21 protein-coding genes and 1 tRNA gene are annotated in these 20,734 nt (G+C 65.9%); 4 read left to right on the top strand and 18 right to left on the bottom strand.

What is annotated here, in order from left to right:
• Window positions 1-31: 31 nt before the first annotated feature.
• Entirely contained in the window at window positions 32-514 is a 483-nt protein-coding gene (locus tag AC5P9N_RS20655; RefSeq protein WP_033834139.1) for a hypothetical protein, read from the bottom strand.
• 226 nt (window positions 515-740) lie between these two features.
• Here AC5P9N_RS20655 and AC5P9N_RS20650 point away from each other — a divergent pair, with 226 nt between their 5' ends.
• A complete protein-coding gene (locus tag AC5P9N_RS20650) occupies window positions 741-3,071 on the top strand; it encodes a TonB-dependent receptor domain-containing protein (protein WP_099594709.1) in 2,331 nt (776 codons plus the stop codon).
• A 117-nt stretch (window positions 3,072-3,188) separates the two neighbouring features.
• Window positions 3,189-3,650, top strand: coding sequence for a DUF4189 domain-containing protein (locus AC5P9N_RS20645; RefSeq protein ID WP_005409026.1), 462 nt, complete (start codon window positions 3,189-3,191; stop codon window positions 3,648-3,650).
• A gap of 74 nt (window positions 3,651-3,724) precedes the next feature.
• Here the strand turns inward: AC5P9N_RS20645 and AC5P9N_RS20640 are convergent.
• The 15 genes from AC5P9N_RS20640 to rlmE form a co-directional block, all read right to left on the bottom strand.
• Window positions 3,725-3,817 (bottom strand) — tRNA-Ser (locus tag AC5P9N_RS20640).
• 78 nt (window positions 3,818-3,895) lie between these two features.
• A complete protein-coding gene (gene csrA / locus AC5P9N_RS20635; protein ID WP_004152909.1) occupies window positions 3,896-4,099 on the bottom strand; it encodes a carbon storage regulator CsrA in 204 nt (67 codons plus the stop codon).
• 147 nt (window positions 4,100-4,246) lie between these two features.
• On the bottom strand, window positions 4,247-6,895 hold the full coding sequence (gene alaS, locus AC5P9N_RS20630; RefSeq protein ID WP_099485103.1) for an alanine--tRNA ligase: 2,649 nt from the start codon (window positions 6,893-6,895) through the stop codon (window positions 4,247-4,249).
• Between the two features lie 109 nt (window positions 6,896-7,004).
• Window positions 7,005-7,496, bottom strand: coding sequence for a recombination regulator RecX (gene recX, locus AC5P9N_RS20625; RefSeq protein ID WP_005409024.1), 492 nt, complete (start codon window positions 7,494-7,496; stop codon window positions 7,005-7,007).
• A 110-nt stretch (window positions 7,497-7,606) separates the two neighbouring features.
• A complete protein-coding gene (gene recA, locus AC5P9N_RS20620) occupies window positions 7,607-8,644 on the bottom strand; it encodes a recombinase RecA (RefSeq protein WP_005412937.1) in 1,038 nt (345 codons plus the stop codon).
• Window positions 8,645-8,848: 204 nt separating this feature from the next.
• Entirely contained in the window at window positions 8,849-9,484 is a 636-nt protein-coding gene (gene lexA / locus AC5P9N_RS20615) for a transcriptional repressor LexA (protein WP_005412936.1), read from the bottom strand.
• Window positions 9,485-9,691: 207 nt separating this feature from the next.
• Window positions 9,692-11,374 (bottom strand): 2-polyprenylphenol 6-hydroxylase, encoded by a 1,683-nt coding sequence (gene ubiB / locus AC5P9N_RS20610; RefSeq protein ID WP_049459647.1) that lies wholly within the window; start codon window positions 11,372-11,374, stop codon window positions 9,692-9,694.
• A 34-nt stretch (window positions 11,375-11,408) separates the two neighbouring features.
• Complete coding sequence (locus AC5P9N_RS20605; RefSeq protein ID WP_005409020.1) at window positions 11,409-11,903, bottom strand: CinA family protein; 495 nt, start codon at window positions 11,901-11,903, stop codon at window positions 11,409-11,411.
• Window positions 11,904-12,023: 120 nt separating this feature from the next.
• Entirely contained in the window at window positions 12,024-13,334 is a 1,311-nt protein-coding gene (hflX, locus tag AC5P9N_RS20600; protein WP_005412934.1) for a ribosome rescue GTPase HflX, read from the bottom strand.
• A 14-nt stretch (window positions 13,335-13,348) separates the two neighbouring features.
• The gene (gene hfq, locus AC5P9N_RS20595) at window positions 13,349-13,624 is read right to left on the bottom strand and encodes an RNA chaperone Hfq (protein WP_004152891.1); all 276 of its coding nucleotides are present in this window, start codon (window positions 13,622-13,624) and stop codon (window positions 13,349-13,351) included.
• 96 nt (window positions 13,625-13,720) lie between these two features.
• Window positions 13,721-14,674, bottom strand: a complete 954-nt coding sequence (gene miaA, locus AC5P9N_RS20590; RefSeq protein WP_012479733.1) for a tRNA (adenosine(37)-N6)-dimethylallyltransferase MiaA — start codon at window positions 14,672-14,674, stop codon at window positions 13,721-13,723.
• The gene (gene folP, locus AC5P9N_RS20585) at window positions 14,674-15,570 is read right to left on the bottom strand and encodes a dihydropteroate synthase (RefSeq protein WP_087803289.1); all 897 of its coding nucleotides are present in this window, start codon (window positions 15,568-15,570) and stop codon (window positions 14,674-14,676) included. The genes miaA and folP overlap by 1 nt, the downstream gene beginning before the upstream one ends.
• Before the next feature lie 566 nt (window positions 15,571-16,136).
• On the bottom strand, window positions 16,137-16,322 hold the full coding sequence (locus tag AC5P9N_RS20580) for a hypothetical protein (protein ID WP_005409016.1): 186 nt from the start codon (window positions 16,320-16,322) through the stop codon (window positions 16,137-16,139).
• A gap of 102 nt (window positions 16,323-16,424) precedes the next feature.
• Entirely contained in the window at window positions 16,425-18,359 is a 1,935-nt protein-coding gene (ftsH, locus tag AC5P9N_RS20575) for an ATP-dependent zinc metalloprotease FtsH (protein ID WP_005409015.1), read from the bottom strand.
• Window positions 18,360-18,428: 69 nt separating this feature from the next.
• A complete protein-coding gene (gene rlmE / locus AC5P9N_RS20570) occupies window positions 18,429-19,061 on the bottom strand; it encodes a 23S rRNA (uridine(2552)-2'-O)-methyltransferase RlmE (RefSeq protein ID WP_005409014.1) in 633 nt (210 codons plus the stop codon).
• A gap of 65 nt (window positions 19,062-19,126) precedes the next feature.
• Here rlmE and yhbY point away from each other — a divergent pair, with 65 nt between their 5' ends.
• Together yhbY and AC5P9N_RS20560 are read left to right on the top strand one after the other, a co-directional pair.
• The gene (gene yhbY, locus AC5P9N_RS20565) at window positions 19,127-19,432 is read left to right on the top strand and encodes a ribosome assembly RNA-binding protein YhbY (protein ID WP_099485102.1); all 306 of its coding nucleotides are present in this window, start codon (window positions 19,127-19,129) and stop codon (window positions 19,430-19,432) included.
• A gap of 13 nt (window positions 19,433-19,445) precedes the next feature.
• Window positions 19,446-19,820: an Mth938-like domain-containing protein gene (locus AC5P9N_RS20560; protein WP_005412930.1), complete on the top strand. Its 375-nt coding sequence runs from the start codon at window positions 19,446-19,448 to the stop codon at window positions 19,818-19,820.
• A gap of 25 nt (window positions 19,821-19,845) precedes the next feature.
• On the opposite strand, the gene AC5P9N_RS20555 is transcribed toward AC5P9N_RS20560, so the two are convergent.
• Together AC5P9N_RS20555 and AC5P9N_RS20550 are read right to left on the bottom strand one after the other, a co-directional pair.
• Window positions 19,846-20,337, bottom strand: a complete 492-nt coding sequence (locus AC5P9N_RS20555; RefSeq protein WP_044569804.1) for a hypothetical protein — start codon at window positions 20,335-20,337, stop codon at window positions 19,846-19,848.
• A 183-nt stretch (window positions 20,338-20,520) separates the two neighbouring features.
• A partial coding sequence (locus tag AC5P9N_RS20550; protein ID WP_495223880.1) for a hypothetical protein occupies window positions 20,521-20,734 on the bottom strand: 214 nt, incomplete at its 5' end.

Here is a 20,734-nt window from a genome sequence, read left to right as displayed (position 1 = left end):
CCTCCCCGTGGGCATGGCGCAGGCGGCGCCGCTACGGTATCCGCTTGAACAGGTTGGTCTGCAGGATCGGCGTGCCGTCGTGGCCGTAGAACGCCTTGGTCTCGGTCATCGTCGTACGGTCCGCCGCCACGGTATAGATGCGGGTGGAGGCCGGCGTGCCATGGTCCACCAGCTGCATCACCAGGGTATTCGGCGCCGGCAGTTTCAGGTTGGCCTTGTCCGCGCCGTAGGTGCCGGACAAGGGCCCGGGCGTACCGTCCAGCGCCAACGTGCCGTCGGATTTCATCGTCTTGCCGTCGTGCAGGACGATGTCAACGTGTGAACTCCACCGCCCCGCACCGGCGTCCTTGAACTCCAGCACCACCTGCTTCGGGCGCTGTGCTTCGGGTAACGCAGACGTGGCGATATCCAGCGACCAGCGCCCCAGCAGCGGTGAGGGCGAAGCTTCCACCGCCAGCGCCGGAACGGCGGAGAGCGAAAGCGCAGACAACAACACAGCGGACAACAGCTTCATACGGGGCTCCGTTCGAATGAGGAAGCTCTGCGTGGGGCGTTGCGGGGCAGTGCCCAGATCGTGCCGGTCGCCAGCAGCACGCGCAAGGCGGTGCGCTGAACGAGGGAGACTCCGTCCCATCCCGAGAGGCAAAAGCACCCTGCCCCATTGAATCGAGGCGGTTTCCGCTCTTGTTGACCTGAATAGTTACGTTATAACATTTCACGTCAATTTCACGGACCGCGCCATGCGTCGCCATCTCCTTGCTACCGCCCTTCTGTTCGCCGTCCACAGCGCCCAGGCCGCGGACGAACCCACCCTCCCCACCCTCCAGGTCCAGGCCAGCCAGCCCTCCCGTATCGACAGCCGGGTCACCGTCGACAACCCACAGGCGCAGAACCGCACCCTGGGCGGCCTGCTCGAACACGTCTCCGGCGTGCAGAACAGTGCTTTCGGGCCGAACGCGGGTGCCCCGGTCATCCGCAGCCTCAGCGGCAACCGCGTGCAGATCCTGCAGGACGGCCAGTCCATCCTCGGGATGAACGCGATCAGCGGCGACATCAACATCCCGTTCGATCCGCTGTTCGTACGCAGTGTCACCGTCAACAAGTCTTCCGACACCGTGCGCTACGGCGGCAATGCGATCGGCGGCAGCGTGGAGATCGATTCGGGCCTGATCTCGCGCAGCATGGAAGACAAGGACCAGTCGATGGAACTGGTCCTGCGCAAGGGCTTCAACGCCGCCGACGCGCAGGGCTTCCGCATGAACTTCAACAACCAGCGCAACTTCTCGACCAACCTGCAGGTCTCGCGTCAGCGCATCTCGCACTACGACATCCCCGGCAACAGCAAGGCCAGTGTCTGCAACACGCGCCTGTTCCCGCCGACCGGTGGCGTGAACTCTGCGCTGGCCGACAGCTGCCAGAAGGAAGCGCGCGTGCAGCAGATCTACAACAAGGCGTCGCAGCCCTACATCGACCAGTTCATGACCGAAAACCCGGACTGGGCCGACGGCGATTTCTCCTTCTACACCAACAATCCGACTTCGGTCTGGCAGCGCCGCACCTACATCAATCCGGTCAATCCTGCCTATGTCGCTGGCACGCCGTCGTACGTGCAGAAGCAGATCAACAACGACGTGACGCCCGATTACCATCACCGGTTGGGCAACAGCTACGCGAGAAATTCGCAGGTGGCGCTCGGGTCGACCCTGTTCTTCGACCGTGGTTACGTGGGTATCAGCATCGATGCCAAGGACAGCGAGTACGGCGTGCCGGGGTTCTCGATGCAGAACCTGTCGTTCGGTTCCAACTATGCCAACGGGCTGCCGGTGGGGGTGGTGATCAAGCAGGAACGCTATGCACTGGAAGCCCTGCTGCGCGATCCGCTGCCGTGGTTCGAGCGCGCCGAACTGCGCGTTTCCAAGCTGGACAACACCTCGGGCGAGCGGCTGGGTGCCACCCGCGCCAACGACTACGATTTCGAGAGCACCCAGGCCGAGCTGCTGCTCAGCCATCAGCGCGTCGGTCCGCTCAGCGGCATGCTGGGTTTCAGCCACCAGTCGCGTGATGTCACCGGCAGTGGCTCGCTGCGCTACCTGCCTGACGTCGACACCCGCAGCAACGCGGTGTTCCTGAAGGAGACGCTGGACTTCGGCTGGGCCAGTTTCGACGCTGGCGTGCGCCACGAGCGCGTTGACCATGACCTGCAACCAAGCCGCTTCAAGACCGCGCGCAATGCCGCCAACGCGAAACTGCAGGACCGCGACTACCGGCTCAACAGCTACAGCCTGGGATCGTATGTCGAGCTCGGTCCGTTGTTCGCCGCCAAGGTGCGCTACTCGTCTTCGCAGCGCGCACCGGAGATCAACGAGTTGTATGCGAGCAATGCTCACTATTCGGTGATGACCCAGGAAGAAGGCAACCAGAACCTCGAGCCGGAACGCGCGAAGAACCTGGAACTGACCGGCCTGTTCCACCTTGGTGGTTTCGAACTGTCGGCCACCGCGTACCGGATGAAGTACGAGAACTATCTGTACCTGGGTTACTCGGGCATGCAGACCGCCAACCGCCTGCCGCTGAAGTACTGGAAGCAGGCCGACACCACGGTGAAGGGCTTCGAGATCGATGCCTCGCAGGCATTGGACCTGGGTCGCTACGGCACGTTGAACGTGTCCGCCTTCGCCGACCTGGTGAAGAACAAGGCCGACCGCCCCGATTCGTTGCATGCCCACAATGACGGCGAGTACCTGCCGAACATGCCGACCAACCGCTACGGTGCCACCCTGCAGTGGCAGCGCGAGGGCTGGAAGGCGCGGCTGTCCAGCACCTACTACGACACGCAGAAGTACCTCGGCCGCAACGTGAGCGAGGAAGTGCCGCTGGATGCATTCAACCTGGTCGACCTGCAGGTCAGCCGTGAGCTGCCGGTACGCAACAGCTACATCGCCGGCATGGAGGTGTTCGCCAACGGCAGCAACCTGCTCAATCAAGAAGCACGGCCGCACAACTCGCCGCTGAAGTACATCGCGCCGCTGCCCGGGCGCGGTTTCCAGGTGGGCGTGACGGTGAAGCTCTGAGGATCGAACGCGTCGATACGCGCCTGCGGGCAAATGGCCTGCAGGCGTTCTCCCCCCCCCTGCGTGGTTGCGCCACACGCGCCGGTTGATTCACCATCGGCAAAAGAGGAGAGCGTGATGAACTGGAAGCATGCGGTTTCACTGGCGCTGTTGTTGTCCGTTTCATCAGCCGCAAGTGCTGCGTCTGCGATCACCTACGACAAGGATGGCCGCTACGGCTATTCGATGAACCAGTCTTCCCTCACCACTGCGATGCAGCAGTCGCTGCACTACTGCGCAGCGCGATCGCGCAATTGCGGTCAGTCCGCCAGCACCACCAGCGAAGGCTATTCGGCCATAGCGACCGGCACGATTGCGTTGGGCTTTGCACTGGGCGAGAAGACGGCGGACGCCGCGCAGCGGAAGGCCGAAAGAATGTGCAGGGAACGTGCCAACGACTGCACGCTCGCGTTGCTGTGGCGGGAAATTCCACCTCGTCACATTGAACCGCCACAGCTGCCGGGTACACCCGCTCCGGCACCGGCGATGACACCCACGCCCATGCCAACGCCTGCCTCCCGCACCGATCAGCCAGGATAGTCAGCTCCACGCTGCGAGTGTCGGATAAAGAAAAACGCCTGCAGATCGAGGATCTGCAGGCGCTTCTTTGTATCTGGCGGAGTGAGAGGGATTCGAACCCTCGATAGAGCTTTTGACCCTATACTCCCTTAGCAGGGGAGCCCCTTCGGCCACTCGGGCATCACTCCGGGGTTTTCTCCGCGTCTGGTGCGTTGCACCTCAGCGGGGCGTGAATCATAACGTTAATCGAGTGCGAAGGTAAAGCGTTATTCGGCAGAATTTTCACTACCGGTGCCACCGGCTTCGTCACCGCGCTGGATGCGCTGATAGATCTCTTCGCGATGCACAGCAACGTCCTTCGGCGCGGTGATGCCGATACGCACCTGGTTACCCTTGACGCCAAGCACGGTGACGCTCACCGAGTCTCCGATCATCAGGGTTTCGCCGACGCGGCGAGTCAGGATCAACATTTTTGTAAGTCTCCATGGAACCGTGTGGAAGGGTATCCCCCACCGGCTTGACGCTCCGTCAAGAAGCGCTACCACGACAAAGGGAAAAGATTCGCAATGGTACCGTCAGCCGTCCCGCTCCTACAAGGAGGGGGACGGCCAGGTTCATCACAGGCGGGGGCTGACCCATTCGACGACTGCAGCCAGCGCAGTGGCAAGGGCGGGCCCGTCCTCGCCACCACCCTGGGCGAGGTCCGGGCGTCCGCCGCCCTTGCCCCCGATCTGACTGGCGATATGGGACAACAGTTCCCCGGCCTTGACCTTGCCCATTGCACTGCCGTTCACACCCGCGACCAAGGCGGCCTTGCCGTCCTGGGCGCCGGCCAGCACGATCACCGCGTCGCCCAGCTGCTGCTTGAGGCGGTCCATGGCGTCACGCAGGGCCTTGGCGTCGAAGCCCTCCAGGCGGGCAGCCAGTACCTTCACGCCAGCAACCTCGACGGCCTGGCCGGACAGATCGGCCGTGGCACCGGCGGCGACCTTGGCCTTCACGGCCTCCAGTTCGCGCTCCAGCTGCTTCTGGCGCTGGCCGAGGGCACGGATCTTCTCGACCACGTCGGCAGCGCTGCCACCGAGCAGTTCAGCGGCCTCGGCCAGGCGGGCCTCTTCGGCGTCCACGTAATCCAGCGCACCCTGGCCGGTAACAGCCTCGATGCGGCGCACGCCCGCGGAGACGCCGCCCTCGGAGGTGATCTTGAACAGGCCGATGTCGCCGGTACGGTTGACGTGGGTACCACCGCACAGTTCGGTGGAGTAGTCACCCATCTTCAGCACGCGCACGTGCTCGCCGTACTTCTCGCCGAACAGGGCCATCGCGCCGAAATCCAGCGCCTCCTGCATGCCCATGTTGTGTACTTCAGCGGCGTTGTTGGCGCGCACCTGCTGGTTGACCTTGCGCTCGATCACGGCAAGCTCTTCCGCGCTGATCGGCTGGAAGTGCGAGAAGTCGAAACGCAGGCGGTCCGGAGCGACCAGTGAGCCCTTCTGCTGCACGTGGCTGCCCAGCACTTCGCGCAGGGCGGCGTGCAGCAGGTGGGTGGCCGAGTGGTTGAGGATGGTGGCGCCACGGCGCTCGCCATCGACCTGGCCGGAGAGCACGTCGCCGACCTTCAGGCCGCCTTCGGACAGGGTGCCGACATGGCCATGGAACTGGCCGGCGAACTTCTGGGTGTCGTCCACCGCCAGGCGCACGCCGTTGCCGGTCAGTACGCCGGTGTCACCGACCTGGCCGCCGGACTCGGCGTAGAACGGGGTCTGGTTGGTGATGACGATGACTGCGTCACCGGCATCGGCCGACTGCACCGGACGGCCGTCCTTGAGCAGGGCCAGCACGGTCAGGCCGTCAGCCTGCAGGCGATCGTAGCCCAGGAACAGGGTCGGGCTCAGGGTCGCCACCAGCTCGGCGGGCAGGGTCACGCCACCACCGAACTTGCCGGCCGCGCGCGCGGTCTCGCGCTGCTGCTCCATCGCGGCATCGAAGCCGGCAATGTCGACGGTCAGGTCGCGCTCGCGGGCGATGTCCTGGGTCAGGTCGAGCGGGAAACCATAGGTGTCGTACAGGCGGAAGGCGTCAACGCCCGGGATCACGCCATTGCTGGCCTTGCCCGCGACGTCCTCGAAGATCTTCATGCCGGCATCGAGGGTTTCGGCGAAACGCTCTTCTTCGGCCTGCAGCGCACGGGTGACGGTGTCCACCGCCGCCGGCAGTTCCGGATAGGCTTCGCCCATCTGCTCGACCAGGGTCGGCACCAGCTTGCTGAAGAACGGCTGGCGCACGCCCAGCATCCAGCCGTGGCGCAGTGCGCGGCGGATGATACGGCGCAGCACGTAACCGCGGCCTTCGTTGGACGGCAGCACGCCATCGACGATCAGGAACGAACAGGCACGGATGTGGTCGGCGATCACGCGCAGCGACTTGTTTTCCAGGTCGGCGGTGCCGGTCAGCTCGGAGGCCTTGCGGATCAGCGCCTGGAACAGGTCGATCTCATAGTTGGTGTGCACGTGCTGCAGGATCGCCGCCAGGCGCTCCAGGCCCATGCCGGTATCCACGCACGGCGCCGGCAGTGGTACCAGGGTGCCGTCGGGCTGGCGGTCGAACTGCATGAACACCAGGTTCCAGATTTCGATGAAGCGGTCGCCATCTTCATCCGGGGAACCCGGGGGGCCACCGGCAATATGGTCACCGTGGTCGTAGAAGATCTCGGTGCACGGGCCGCACGGGCCGGTGTCGGCCATCTGCCAGAAGTTGTCCGAGGCGAACGGTGCGCCCTTGTTGTCGCCGATGCGCACGATGCGCTCTTCCGGCACGCCGACCATGTCGCGCCACAGCGCGTAGGCTTCGTCATCGGTCTGGTAGACGGTGACCAGCAGGCGATCGGCCGGCAGCTTCCAGACCTGGGTCAGCAGTTCCCAGGCCCAGGCGATCGCGTCCTTCTTGAAGTAGTCGCCGAACGACCAGTTGCCCAGCATTTCGAAGAAAGTGTGGTGGCGCGCGGTGTAGCCGACCTGGTCGAGGTCGTTGTGCTTGCCGCCCGCGCGCAGGCAGCGCTGGACGTCGGCCGCGCGCACGTAGCTGCGCTTTTCCGCGCCAAGGAACACGTCCTTGAACTGCACCATGCCGGAGTTGGTGAACAGCAGGGTCGGATCATTGCCCGGCACCAGCGGCGCCGACGGCACGATGGTGTGGCCTTTGCCCTTGAAGAATTCAAGGAAGTCGCTGCGGATCTGGGAAGTCGTGAATTTGGCGGATGCGTTCATTGGGGGCTGGCAGTCTGCGGGCCGGCGGACCCGGACCACCGGCCGCGTTGGCCAGGGTCGCGAGGGACCGCCGAAAACCTAAAGGGTATCAGGCCCGGCGCCGCCAGTCTCAGTCATCCGGGTCGTAGCGGGTCGCGCGGCGGATGCTGTCGCCGTCGAAGCCCCGCCGGGCCAGCAGATCGGCAGCCTTGCGCCGCTGTGTCAGGTCCTGCGGGCCGGCCTCGCCAAAGCGTCGGCGGACCAGATCACGGGCGTTTTCCTGCCAGTCGCCTTCGTAGCTGTCCATCGCTGCGGCAATCGCGGCACTGTCCAGGCCGTGGGTCCCCAGCTCGGCGCGGACATGGATCGGCCCATAACCGGTGTTGGCGCGCATCCTCACCAGGTTCTCGGCAAAACGGGTGTCGTCCTGCCAGCCGGCCTCGGTCAACTTGGCGACAGCGGCCTGCGCGGCTTCGTCTTCGATGCCACGGGCGGTCAGCTTGCGGGTGAGTTCCTTGCGCGAGTGCTCGCGGCGGACCAGCAGGCCCAGTGCCCGTTGCACGGGGGTCTGCTCACGCGGCCGGCGCTTGCGGCCGGTCGGAATGTCTTCGGCGTCGGACATGGGTACTCCAAGGGTGGCGCCATCCGTGGCGCCCAGCCCATCCCTGGGCGATTCGAACCTGCGGGACAGGGCAACGTCACTGACGGCGCCACCCTGCCCCACAGCAAGCCTTATTCGTCTTCGCCTTCGTCGTCGCCTTCCTCGCGGGCCGCTTCGGCCGGCTGGAATTTCTCGCGCAGCTCGGCCTCGAGCTTGGCGGCGACAGTCGGGTTGTCGCGCAGGTAGCCGCGGGCGTTGTCCTTGCCCTGGCCAATGCGTTCTTCACCGTAGCTGTACCAGGCGCCAGCCTTCTCGACCAGCTTGGCATCCACACCCATGTCGATCAGCTCGCCTTCACGGCTGATGCCTTCGCCATACAGGATCTCGGTGATGACCTGCTTGAACGGAGGTGCCAGCTTGTTCTTGACGACCTTGATCTTGGTCTGGTTACCGATGATCTCGTCACCCTTCTTGATCGCGCCGATACGGCGGATGTCCAGGCGGACCGAGGCGTAGAACTTCAGCGCGTTGCCACCCGTGGTGGTTTCCGGGCTCTGGCCCGGCATCATCACGCCGATCTTCATGCGCAGCTGGTTGATGAAGATCACCAGGGTGTTGGAGCGCTTGATGTTGCCGGTCAGCTTGCGCAGCGCCTGGCTCATCAGGCGGGCCTGAAGGCCTGGCAGCTGGTCGCCCATCTCGCCTTCGATTTCGGCCTTCGGGGTCAGCGCGGCAACCGAGTCGATCACCAGGATGTCGACCGAACCCGAACGGACCAGCATGTCGGCGATTTCCAGCGCCTGCTCACCGGTGTCCGGCTGCGACAGCAGCAGGTCGTCCACGTTCACGCCCAGCTTGGCGGCGTAGATCGGGTCCAGCGCGTGCTCGGCGTCGATGAAGGCCGCGGTGCCGCCCATCTTCTGGCATTCGGCGATGGCCTGCAGGGTCAAGGTGGTCTTGCCCGAGGATTCCGGCCCGTAGATCTCGACGACACGGCCCTTCGGCAGACCACCAATGCCCAGCGCGATGTCGAGCATCAGCGAACCGGTCGGGATGGCTTCGACGGGTTCGACCACGCGGTCGCCCATGCGCATCACCGAGCCCTTGCCGAACTGCTTTTCGATCTGGCCCAGAGCTGCAGCGAGGGCGCGCTTCTTGTTCTCGTCCATCGGATTGGTCCTTGCAGAGGTCGTGTCGTTGGAGGTGCTGTCTTTGGGGGTCTTCTTTGCCATGGGTTCACTTTAAGTCGGACGTATCGCACAGGCTGAGATTCTGCCCGGCGCTCTGAAAAGAATTATCGGACATCCGTACCAACCTCAGTGGAACCAGAGAATCGCCACAAAAGACCGCGGGGTAATGCGCTATGGAACGGGTCAACGGTTGGGCCGCAGCAGGCCGCAATAGAGCCCCTCGATCGCGAAGTCCTGATCCGGCAGTACCTCGATCGGCTTGTAATCGGGATTGCGCGGCAGCAGGCGGATGCGATCCTTGGCGATCTTCAGCAGCTTGACCGTGATCTCGTCATCGATGCGGGCCACCACGATCTGCCCGGAATGGGCGTCGCGGGTGCGGTGCACGCCGATCAGGTCACCGTCGAAGATGCCCTCGTCGATCATCGAATCGCCCTGCACCTTCAGCAGGTAGTCCGGCGCTGGCGAGAAGAACACCCGGTCCAGCACCACGAAATCGTCCGAGCCGATGTCGGCGCCGATCGGCAGGCCGGCCGCAACCCGGCCCAGCACCGGCAGGCGCAGCACACTGTCGGGCAGGCCCGGCTCGGCCAGCTTCTCGACCGGCGGCGCCTGCACCAGGCGGATGCCGCGGGCCTGGCCGGGGATGCGACGGATCGCACCGGCCTGCTCCAGGGCTTCCAGGTGGTACTGGGCCGCGCGCACGCCCTTGAAGCCGAACGCACGTGCGATTTCAGTCTGCGAGGGCGGCGCGCCTTCGCTCTCGATACGCTCGGCGATCAACTGCAGGATCGCCTGCTGGGTGTCGGTCAGGTCCATGGTTAGTAGTATTACTACTAATATCCGGGACTGCAAGTGCCGCAAACGACATGGAGTGGCGCGGGCCTGTTGGGCCGAGGCATGCTCGGCAAGCGTCGCCGGGTATGGCCCGGCACCAGGAGCAAAGGCAGCCGACCAGCGGTCGGCTCTACAGGAATCGCGCAGCGATTCCGCGGTTCCCGCTGGGAACCGCTGCGGTAAACACACTCAGGTGTGTTTACCGCTTCTCCATATCGAGAACAGGATCCACACGCCGCAGAAGCCGGCGCCGATGAAGCCGCAGACGCCCAGCGCCAGCAGCCAGCGGCTGGAGACGCCGCCGACGCTGTGCATCACGATCGAGGAACCGATGATCAGCGCAGCAGTGACGATGCCCATCACCAACCGGTTCGCTGCGCGGTTCACCTGTTCGCCGAAGCCCTGCAGCGCCGTGGTTTCCACCTTCAACTGCAGGCGTCCCCGGCGCGCCGCCTGCACCAGCTTGCGCAGGTCGCGGGGAAGCTCACCGGCGAAGTCGACCAGGCCCAGCAGGCTGCGGCGGCCGCGCTTGAGCAGCGCCTTGGGCGCATAGCGCTGCAGCACCACCCGCTCCAGGAACGGGCGCGCGGCACTGGCCATGTCGAAATCCGGGTCCAGCTGCCGGCCCATGCCTTCCAGGGTCAGGAACGCCTTGATCATCAGCGCCAGGTCAGCCGGCAGGGTCAGGCTGTAGCTGCGCAGCAGCTGGGTGATGTCGCCCAGCATCAGGCCGATGCGCAGGTCCTTCAGCGGCACGCCACGGTATTGATCTACGAACTGGCTGATGTCGTGCTGCAGCCTGTTCTCGTCCACCTCAACACCGCCGGCCCAGTCCAGCAGCACGTCGGCCACGCCCTGCGGATCCTGCTCGACCAGCCCGTGCAGCAGCTGCGCCACCTGGAAACGCCGGACTTCCGACAAGGCGCCGACCATGCCGAAATCAATCACGCCGATGCGGCCATCACGTACATAGATGATGTTGCCCGGGTGCGGATCGGCGTGGAAGCTGCCGTCCTCCAGCACCATTTTCAGCACGATGCCGGCGCCACGCCGTGCCAGCTCGCGCCGGTCCAGGCCCGCCGCATCGACGCCGGCCAGGTCTCGGCCAGGAATGCCCTCGACGAAGTCCTGCACGTTCAGGCTCTCGCAGGTCCACTGCCAGTGCACCTTCGGAATCAGTATGTCGTCACGGCCGCTGAAGTTGCGCGCGATGCGCTCGGCATTGCGGCATTCCGCCGCGAAATCCAGTTCGCGGCGCAGCGACACGGTGAACTGCTGCACGACCTCGGCCGGGCGGTAACGACGCAGGTCCGGCAGGCGCGCCTCGACGATCTCGGCCAGGCGGGCCAGCAGACGCAGGTCGGCCTCGACCACATCGCGGATGCCGGGGCGCCGCACCTTCAGCACCACCTCGCGACCATCATGCAGGCGCGCGCGATGGGCCTGCGCCAGCGAGGCGGCAGCCATCGGGGTTTCATCGAGGAACGCGAACACCTCTGCAGGCGGTGCGCCAAGGTCGGCCTCAAGCTGCTCACGGATGTCCGCATACGGCAGCGCAGGTACCGCGTTCTGCAGTTCGGACAGCTCAGCGATCCATTCCGGCGGCAGCAGGTCAACGCGCGTCGCCAGCACCTGCCCGAGCTTGACGAAAGTGGGACCGAGATCCTGCATCGCGCTGCGCACGCGCACTGGTGCGGTCATCCGCAACAGTTCCTGCCGCTCCTCGTTCCAGTGCAGAAGGCGCCCTGCCCGCTCCAGCGTACTGGCCAGGCCGATGCGCCGCACCACGTCGCCGAAGCCATAGCGGATCAGGACGACGGCGATTTCCTGCAGTCGGCCCAGGTCACGGACCGTGCCCAGCGTTTCCCACATCATGCGTGCTCCGGACGATTACCGGAGCAGCATGTCACAGCTGGGCGTCGATACCGCGCAATGCCGCTGCCACGGTTTGCCGGCGGATGGCTTCGCGGTCGCCATCGAACTGGAACAGCTCGGCGCGGGCATAGCCGCCACGGCGCTTCCAGCCGATCCAGACACTGCCGACCGGCTTGTCCGGGCTGCCGCCGCCGGGACCGGCGATGCCCGTCACCGCGACGGCGATGCCGGCACCCGAATTGACCAGCGCACCGGACACCATTTCCAGCACGGTTTCGCGGCTGACCGCGCCGAACTGCTCCAGCGTCTGCGCGCGCACCCCCAGCAGGCGCTGCTTGGCCTCGTAGCTGTAGACCACCATGCCGCAGTCGAAGAACGCCGAGGAACCGGCGATGTCGGTCATGCATTTGGCGATCCAGCCACCACTGCAGCTTTCAGCGGTCACCAGCTGCAGCGAAGCCTGCTGCAGGCGCTGCCCGAGCGCGGCGGACTGGGCGTTGAGGTCGGCGTCGGTGGGAATGGACATCGGCATGACGGTGGGGTGAAGAACCTGCACGTTGTACCGCAGATGACAGGCGGATGTCGCGCCCCTCCAGCACGGTCGCTGCCGGCCAGCGACCGGCACTACCGGGGATTGGCCGCTACCTCACCACTCCGGCAGCTTCTCCGGCAGCAGCGCCCGGATCGGCGCGCCGTCGGCACTGGCGGCCAGCTTTTCGGCTTCGGCGATCGGCAGGTCGACCTGCAGCAGCCAGCCGTCTTCATCGGCCTGCTCGCTGCGGATCACTTCCAGCTGGTGCAGGCGCGCGCGCAGGCGGCCGGCATCGGGTGGCAGGCGCAGTTCGCCGGTGACGTGCTGTAGGCCCAGGCGCTTGCCCAGCACCGCCTGCAGCAGCTCCAGGCCCTGCCCGTCGCGTGCGGAAATCCACACCCGCTCGCGGCGCGATTCGTCCGGGATGCCATCCTGGCCGTCGTGGCGGACGTCGGCACCGTCGATGCGGTCGATCTTGTTGAACACCAGCAGCTGCGGCAGGTCGCCGGCACCGACCGCGGTCAGCACCTCGTCGACTTGGGCGATGCGCTCCTCGCGATGCGGATCGGCGGCGTCGACCACGTGCAGCAGGAAATCGGCCTCGCGCGCTTCGGACAGGGTCGAACGGAACGCGGCGACCAGGTCATGTGGCAGGTCGCGGACGAAACCGACGGTGTCGGCCAGCACCACGTTGCCCCCCGGCACCGCAATGCGGCGCACGGTTGGGTCCAGCGTCGCGAACAGCTGGTCGGCGGCATAAGCCTCGGCGCCGGTCATGGCGTTGAACAGGGTCGACTTGCCTGCGTTGGTGTAGCCCACCAGGGCCACGCGCGGCAGTTCGCTGCGCACGCGCGCACGGCGCATCTGGGTGCGCTGCACTTCCACCTTTTCCAGGCGTTTCTGCAGCTGTTCGACCCGCTTCTGCAGCAGACGGCGGTCGGTTTCCAGCTGGGTTTCACCCGGGCCGCGCAGGCCGATCGAACCACCGCGCTGGCGCTCCAGGTGGGTCCAGCCGCGCACCAGCCGCGTGGCCAGATGCCGCAGCTGCGCCAGCTCGACCTGCAGCTTGCCCTCGTGGCTGTGCGCACGCTGGGCGAAGATGTCCAGGATCAGGCCGGTACGGTCGATCACCCGGCGCTCCAGGAATCGTTCCAGGTTGCGCTCCTGGCCCGGGCTCAACGCATGGTTGACCAGGATCAGGTCGGCACCGCTGGCATCGGCTGCGGCCTTGATCTCGTCCAGCTTGCCGCTGCCGATCAGGGTCGACGGATTCGGACGGTCCAGGCGTGCAGTGATCGTCGCGGCGATGCTGGCCCCAGCCGAGCGGGCCAGATCACCGAATTCTTCCAGCACATCGTCTTCCAGCTTGCCGAAATGGGGCTGGATCAACAAGGCGTGTTCGCCCTTTTTCGAGCGGTCAAACATTCACCGCTCCGGTCTTACTCGTCTGCTTCATCACCTGCCTGACCACCTTCACCCGACTGCACGTAACCACCGCCCGGACCGACCTTCACGTTGCGTGCCGGAACGACCGTGGAAATGGCGTGCTTGTAGACCATCTGACTGACCGTGTTGCGCAGCAGGACCACGAACTGGTCGAACGACTCGATCGTGCCCTGCAGCTTGATGCCGTTGACCAGGTACACCGAAACCGGCACGCGCTCGCGCCGCAGTGCGTTCAAGAAAGGATCCTGCAGCGATTGCCCCTTGGACATTGCACACTCCTGATTATTGTTCTTATTGGGTTGCCGACGGTTGCCACGGCCCCCGAGCCGCCCGCCGACCGATGATGTTACACGGCTGGCGGGGGTTCAGCGTGCGACGAAGGTCGACACCGCGCCGGCCAGGCGCTCCCCATCGACATGGGGGTCGAACCAGCGCGCATCAAGCTCGCCGCGCAGCCAGGTCAGCTGGCGCTTGGCCAGCTGCCGGGTGGCGAAGATCGCCTTGTCACGGAAACGGGCGGCATCACCCTCCCCGTCCAGGTATTCCCAGGCCTGGCGATAGCCAACCGCGCGCACCGCCGGCAGGTCCAGCGGCGCCGTCACGGCGGCCATTTCCGGCATTGCACGCAGTGCCCGCACCTCGTCCAGGAAGCCCTGCGCCAGCATGGCGTCGAAGCGCGCCTCGATGCGCTGGTGCAGTACCGCGCGGTCACGCGGGGCGAGGATCAGCTTGAGGGTGCGCACCGGCAATGGCGCGACGCCCGGCCGGCGCTGCCATTCACTGATCGGCGTGCCGGTGAGGCGATAGACCTCCAGCGCCCGCTGGATGCGTTGCGGGTCGGTGGCATGGATACGTGCGGCTGCGGCTGGATCGACCTTGGCCAGTTCTGCGTGCAGTGCCGCCCAGCCCCGCTCGGCCGCCTCGGTGCTGAGTGCTTCGCGCATCACCGGGTCGGCCTCCGGCATCGGCGACAGGCCCTGCAGCAGGGCCCGGAAGTACAGCCCCGTGCCACCTGCCAGGATCGGCGTTTTGCCGCGTGCCACGATGTCGGCCACGACGCGGCCGGCATCGGCGGCGAACTCGGCCGCCGAATAGGTCTGCCACGGATCGCGCAGGTCCAGCAGATGGTGCGGCGCCTGCGCCCGCTCGGCCGCATCCGGCTTGGCCGAGCCGATATCCAGATGCCGGTAGACCAGCGCCGAATCGACGCTGACGATCTCGCCATCCAGCTGCTTCGCCAGGGCGATCGCGGTGGCGGTCTTGCCACTGGCGGTCGGCCCCATCACGGCGATCGCCAGTGGCCGCCGGTCGATGCCCATCAGTCTTCGTCCGGCCAGCGGATCGTCGGCGTGGCGTCGGCGCGCGGCGTTGGCACGGCCTCGACTGCCTGCCAGATCTTCAGTGCATCAACGGTGGCGGTCACGTCATGCACGCGCACGATGCGTGCGCCGCGCTGCACCGCGATCAGGTGCGCGGCCACCGAGGCGGCCACGCGCTCGGACGGCGTGTCGCGACCGGTCAGTTCGCCCAGGCTGCGCTTGCGCGACAGGCCAGCCAGCATCGGCACGCCCAGCTCCAGGAACCGCTCGGAGCGTGCCAGCAGGGTCATGTTGTGGGCAGTGGTCTTGCCGAAACCGAAACCGAGATCGATCAGCAGGTTCTTCTTCGAAATGCCCGCCATCTCGGCAGCGAACAGGCGCTGGACCAGGAAGCCGTGCACCTCGGCGACCACGTCGTCGTAATGTGGATCGGCCTGCATGTGGCCTGGCTCGCCCTGCATGTGCATCAGCACCACCGGCACGCCGGTTGCAGCGGCGGCGTCCAGCGCCCCTTCCTGACGCAGGCCGTAGATGTCATTGATCATGCCGGCGCCAGCCGCCACCGCCGCGCGCATCACTTCCGGCTTGAAGGTGTCGATGCTGATCGGCACCCGGGTGCGTGCGGCCAGCTGCTCGATCACCGGAATCACCCGGCGCAGTTCCTCCTCCACCGATACCGGCGCAGCGCCCGGCCGGGTCGATTCGCCGCCGATGTCCAGCAGGTCCGCGCCCTCCTCGACCAGCTTGAGGCCATGTGCGACCGCGGCCTCGGTGGTGTCGTGCGCGCCGCCATCGGAGAAGGAGTCCGGGGTGACGTTGACGATGCCCATGACCCGGGCACGGTCGAGGCGCAGGATGCGGCCGGCGCAATCGAGCTGGGGCGAGGTATCGAACATGGGCAATCCTGCAGGGACAACGGCGGGTAGTTTAGTTCGGCAGGGCGGCGCCCTGCACCCGCAGAGGCCAGAGCAACAGCAACAGCGGGTTTCCTGTGGGATGGCGGGGTGGGTCCAGTTGCGGGGGACGCCGTAAATACGTCCATGTAGGCTCGGTCGCCGCATCCATGCGGCTCACGCCCCCGCAACCGGATCCACCCCGCCTTCGACAGATCTCCGCGATCTGCAGTAGATCCACGCCATGCGTGGATGAATCTCCATCGGAATCGAATATTTCGAATTGGAATCGAAATGCATCCACGCATGGCGTGGATCTACCGTGTCGACCAAGGTCGACACCTACCAACAGCAGCAGGAATCTGTCAGAGGTGGGGCGGTGTGGGCTGGCAGGACCGTTGGCGCCATGGATGGCGCCATCGAGCCCCCAGGGACGGGTTTACGGCGTGTCCTGCCAACCCACACCGCCCCGCCAAACCACGGAATGCCGCTGTCGCTGTTGCTGTTGAGGTTGCCGGCCAGCGGCCGGCACTACCACGGGTGCAGGGCGAAGCCCTGCCGACACCCCCTCAACGGCGGCGGCGCTTGCGGTCCACGTACAGGGTCTTGGCAATGCTCAGCACGATGCCGACCCCGATACCCACCACGCAGCCCAGCAGCAGGTTGTCGGCCCCCAGGCCCACACCCACGCCGACCACGGTGGCGATCACCATTTCGGCAGTGTGGGAAATCGGTTCGGGCTTCGGGGCGGACATGCGGGCTCCAGCGTCAGATCGGATCTTCGGGATGGGCCAGTGGCCCGGAAACGACGAAGCCGGGTTGCCCCGGCCTCGTCTGGTGTCACCTGCAGCGGGCCGTCAGTGCGATTCGGCCGGGCCTGCGATCGGCGGCAGCGGACGGGCGTCGCCGCCCTTGTCGTTGCCGCCATCCTTGTTCGACTTGCTCCAGCCCGCCGGCGGCGGCGGATCGCGGCCTTCCATGATCGCGTCGATCTGCGGCGCGTCGATGGTCTCGTACTGCAGCAGCAGCTGCGACATCGCGTGCAGCTTGTCGATGTTCTCGGTCAGCAGCTGGGTCGTGCGGGCGTAGGCCTTGTCGAGGATGTTGCGCACTTCCTCGTCGATCCGGCGCGCCGTGTCGTTGGACACGCTCTTGTGCTGGGTGACCGAACGGCCCAGGAACACCTCGTCGTCCTCTTCGCCATACGCGATCGGGCCGAGCTGCTCGGACAGGCCCCACTTGGTGACCATGTTGCGGGCCATTTTGGTGGCACGCTCGATGTCGTTGGAGGCGCCGGTGGTGACCTTGTCCTCGCCGAAGATCAGCTCTTCGGCGACGCGGCCGCCGTACAGCGAGCACAGCTGCGACTGGATCGCCACGCGGTTCATCGAATACTTGTCGCCTTCCGGCAGGTACATGGTCACACCCAGCGCACGGCCGCGCGGAATGATGGTGACCTTGTAGACCGGGTCGTGCTCGGGCACCAGGCGGCCGACGATGGCGTGGCCGGCCTCGTGGTACGCGGTCAGGGTCTTCTCGTCCTCGCTCATGGCCATCGAGCGGCGCTCGGCACCCATCAGGATCTTGTCGCGGGCACGGTCGAAGTGGTCCATGCGGACTTCCTTCTCGTTGCCGCGCGCGGCGAACAGGGCCGCCTCGTTGCAGAGGTTGGCCAGGTCCGCACCGGAGAAGCCCGGGGTACCACGCGCGATCACCATCGGCTCGACGTCGTCAGCCAGCGGCAGCTTGCGCATGTGGACCTTGAGGATGTGCTCGCGGCCCTTCACGTCCGGCAGGCCGACCACGACCTGGCGGTCGAAACGGCCCGGGCGCAGCAGCGCCGGGTCCAGCACGTCCGGACGGTTGGTCGCGGCGATCACGATCACGCCTTCGCCACCCTCGAAACCGTCCATCTCGACCAGCAGCTGGTTCAGGGTCTGCTCGCGCTCGTCGTGACCGCCGCCCAGGCCGGCGCCACGGTGGCGGCCGACGGCGTCGATTTCGTCGATGAAGATGATGCACGGCGCGTGCTTCTTGGCCTGCTCGAACATGTCACGCACGCGGCTGGCGCCGACGCCGACGAACATTTCCACGAAGTCCGAACCGGAGATCGAGAAGAACGGCACCTTGGCTTCGCCGGCGATGGCCTTGGCCAGAAGCGTCTTGCCGGTACCCGGCGGGCCCACCATCAGCACGCCGCGCGGAATCTTGCCGCCCAGCTTGGTGAACTTGGACGGGTCGCGCAGGAAGTCGACCAGTTCGCCCACTTCTTCCTTGGCCTCGTCGCAGCCGGCGACGTCGGCGAAGGTGACCTTGATCTGGTCTTCGCCCTGCAGCTTGGCGCGCGACTTGCCGAAGGACATCGCGCCCTTGGCACCGCCGCCACCGCCCTGCATCTGGCGCATGATGAACAACCAGAAGCCGATGATCAGGATGACCGGCAGGAAATTCATCAGGATCGCGCCGAGGGAAATGCCGCTGGACGGCTCCTCCTGCACGATCTCCACGTTCTTGGTACGCAGCACGTTGATCAGGTCACGATCGAACGGCGCGGTGATGGTGGACGACTGCCCACCGCGGGTGGTGTAGGTCAGCTGGCTGGTGCCGCCACGCATGTCGCCGCCAAAGGCGACCTTCTGCACGTTGCCGCTGTCCACCTGGTCCAGGAACTGCGAGTAAGACGCGCCCTGCGCGCCGGCCCCGGAGGACTTCGGCGAGAAGCTCTGGAAGACCACCATCAGCACGACGGCGACGACCACCCATAGCAGGAGGTTCTTGGTCAAGTCGTTCATCCTCATTGGCTCCGGTGTTCCTCTCAGTGCTGGCGTTGCGTTGGGGTCGAACTTGCGTACGTTGCGAGCTTACTTCATGTGGGCGCGTTTTCCCTGACCCAAGGCATACACCTCGGGAGAGCGCTTGCGCGACGCTTCCGGCTTGCGGATGGAGACCTTGTCGTACCGGCGGCGCATGTCGCGCACGTAGTCGTCAAAGCCCTCACCCTGGAACAGCTTGATCAGGAACGCCCCACCGGTCTTCAGGTGGTTGTCGGCAAAATCCAGGGCCAGCTCCGCCAGGTGCATCATCCGCGGCTGGTCGACCGCGCCTACACCACTCTTATTGGGGGCCATGTCCGACAGCACAAGGTCTACCGGCTGATCCCCGAGCATGGCTTCAAACTGCGATAGGACGGCTTCTTCCCTGAAGTCACCATGAAGGAACTCCACGCCGGCCAGCGGCGGCATGTCCAGGATGTCCAGCGCCAGCACGCGACCGGTGTCGCCGATCTGTCTCCGCACCTGCTGAGACCAGCCACCCGGGGCGGCACCGAGGTCGACCACCACCATGTGCGGCTTCAGCAACCGGTCACGTTCCAGCAGCTCTTCGAGCTTGTAGGCGGCGCGCGAGCGCATGCCTTCGGCCTGGGCCTTCTTCACGAAGGGGTCGGAGAAGTGTTCCTTGAGCCAGCGCTGGCTGCTTTTGCTGCGGGTAGCCATTGAAAATAGGGGCTGATGGGGTCCTCATGATACCCTGATCGCCCCATTCAACCGTGTTTTCCTGCATGTCCATCGCCCTGACCGCCTCCCAGACCCGTTTCCTGCGCGGCCAAGCCCACGAGCTGAAGGCCCTGCTGCAGACCGGCGGCAAGGGTGTGACCCCGGCCTTCATCGCTGAGCTGAACGAAGTGCTGGAGCGCCACGAGCTGGTCAAGGTGAAGGTCGCTGCCGAAGGCCGCGACGCCCGTGACGTGATGATCGTCGAGATCGTCGAAGCCACCGAAAGCGCGCTGGTGCAGCGCATCGGCCACGTCGCCGTGCTGTACCGCCCGAGCAAGGAACAGCGCCAGATCGTGCTGCCGCGCGGCTGATCGCCCTACTGCCATGCAGCTGAACCACGAACCGCCGGATTACGCCTATAGCCTCCGTGCCGCCGATGGCCGCTCGGCCAAGGTGAATGACCAGGCACTGGGCAGCAGTTTCTTCCTGACCCCGGACCAGCTGGTCACGCAATGGCCGGTGGTGAGCGCCACTGCGCTGCAGCTGGCTGACCTGGAGCCGATCCTGGCGCTGAACCCTGCGCTGATCGTGCTCGGCACAGGTGACCGTCAGGTGTTCCCGCCGGCGGTGGTGATGGCCGCCTGCCTGTCACGCGGCATCGGCCTGGAAGTGATGAACAATCCAGCCGCCGCGCGCACCTTCAACATCCTGGCCGGCGAAGGCCGCAAGGTCGCCGCCGCCTTCATTCTGGAAGGCTGAGGTCGAATCGCCGGGTGGCTCCCGGCTAGCTGCCCGAAGGTGTGCAGCGGAATGCCGAGAACGCCTTGAGCCGGCCAATCAGGTTGCCGCCCTGCCCCCAGCGTATATCCATGACCTTCCAGTCCCGGTCCTGCCGCTGCAGCAGGACCCGGTCGGTCCAGCGATAGTCGCCCACGGCCATGTCGACATGGATCCAGGTGGCGTCACCGCTCGATCCGGGCATTCCCACGGATATCGTTTCCGGTCGATCCGGCGCCAGCAGATACGGGCTCTGGTCCAGCATGTGCGGCTTTTCATCGGGCGCCGCCAGTGCGGTGCAGGCCTGTTCATATGCACGCTGCCCAGCGATGGCTGAGCGGAGGGCCTCACCCAGCAGCGGGGAAATGGCCGTCTCGTTCGACGTCGGTGCCTGGATGGCGTCGTAGAGACGGGTGACCACGTCACGTGGATCGCTGCTAGCGGCGGCCGCCAATGGCGCGACGATGAGCAGCACGAAAAGGGCTGTTGGGCGAGACATGCGGCACCGGATTGGGGGGCCGTTGAAGCATGCCGCTTCCCTGGCTCGCCGGGAAGCTTGAGATGCGCCACTCATGGTCGCAAATGGCCACCCACGGCGGCCAGCGTACAGCGAGTCGAGCATGGCTCGACGCTACAGGTCGGGAACGCCGAGCATTGCCCGGCGCCACCCGACCCCACGACCTCAACGCGCCGGCAGGTATTGCTGCGGGTCCACCGGCTTGCCGTTGTAGCGGGTGAGCTGACGGCGTTTGCGGCCCATGGGCCGCACCGTTGGCGAACGCCCGGCGCGCTGCGCCGGGCCGGGGATCCGCCCAGATGGCGAATCGACGATCAGCGTGCCGGCAGGTATTGCTGCGGGTCCACCGGCTTGCCGTTGTAGCGGGTGAGCCGAGGGC

The sequence above is a fragment of the Stenotrophomonas sp. YJH_SMC_6 genome (assembly GCF_059371335.1).
Note: the sequence above shows the minus strand (reverse complement) of the source record. Positions and strands in the feature narration are given on the sequence as shown.

Coding starts and splice junctions, on each gene's coding strand:
- AC5P9N_RS20655 (WP_033834139.1), bottom strand. CDS start 514: ATGAAGCTGTTGTCCGCTGTGTTGTTGTCTGCGCTTTCGCTCTCCGCC.
- AC5P9N_RS20650 (WP_099594709.1), top strand. CDS start 741: ATGCGTCGCCATCTCCTTGCTACCGCCCTTCTGTTCGCCGTCCACAGC.
- AC5P9N_RS20645 (WP_005409026.1), top strand. CDS start 3,189: ATGAACTGGAAGCATGCGGTTTCACTGGCGCTGTTGTTGTCCGTTTCA.
- csrA (WP_004152909.1), bottom strand. CDS start 4,099: ATGTTGATCCTGACTCGCCGCGTCGGCGAAACCCTGATGATCGGAGAC.
- alaS (WP_099485103.1), bottom strand. CDS start 6,895: ATGAACGCATCCGCCAAATTCACGACTTCCCAGATCCGCAGCGACTTC.
- recX (WP_005409024.1), bottom strand. CDS start 7,496: ATGTCCGACGCCGAAGACATTCCGACCGGCCGCAAGCGCCGGCCGCGT.
- recA (WP_005412937.1), bottom strand. CDS start 8,644: ATGGACGAGAACAAGAAGCGCGCCCTCGCTGCAGCTCTGGGCCAGATC.
- lexA (WP_005412936.1), bottom strand. CDS start 9,484: ATGGACCTGACCGACACCCAGCAGGCGATCCTGCAGTTGATCGCCGAG.
- ubiB (WP_049459647.1), bottom strand. CDS start 11,374: ATGTGGGAAACGCTGGGCACGGTCCGTGACCTGGGCCGACTGCAGGAA.
- AC5P9N_RS20605 (WP_005409020.1), bottom strand. CDS start 11,903: ATGTCCATTCCCACCGACGCCGACCTCAACGCCCAGTCCGCCGCGCTC.
- hflX (WP_005412934.1), bottom strand. CDS start 13,334: ATGTTTGACCGCTCGAAAAAGGGCGAACACGCCTTGTTGATCCAGCCC.
- hfq (WP_004152891.1), bottom strand. CDS start 13,624: ATGTCCAAGGGGCAATCGCTGCAGGATCCTTTCTTGAACGCACTGCGG.
- miaA (WP_012479733.1), bottom strand. CDS start 14,674: ATGGGCATCGACCGGCGGCCACTGGCGATCGCCGTGATGGGGCCGACC.
- folP (WP_087803289.1), bottom strand. CDS start 15,570: ATGTTCGATACCTCGCCCCAGCTCGATTGCGCCGGCCGCATCCTGCGC.
- AC5P9N_RS20580 (WP_005409016.1), bottom strand. CDS start 16,322: ATGTCCGCCCCGAAGCCCGAACCGATTTCCCACACTGCCGAAATGGTG.
- ftsH (WP_005409015.1), bottom strand. CDS start 18,359: ATGAACGACTTGACCAAGAACCTCCTGCTATGGGTGGTCGTCGCCGTC.
- rlmE (WP_005409014.1), bottom strand. CDS start 19,061: ATGGCTACCCGCAGCAAAAGCAGCCAGCGCTGGCTCAAGGAACACTTC.
- yhbY (WP_099485102.1), top strand. CDS start 19,127: ATGTCCATCGCCCTGACCGCCTCCCAGACCCGTTTCCTGCGCGGCCAA.
- AC5P9N_RS20560 (WP_005412930.1), top strand. CDS start 19,446: ATGCAGCTGAACCACGAACCGCCGGATTACGCCTATAGCCTCCGTGCC.
- AC5P9N_RS20555 (WP_044569804.1), bottom strand. CDS start 20,337: ATGTCTCGCCCAACAGCCCTTTTCGTGCTGCTCATCGTCGCGCCATTG.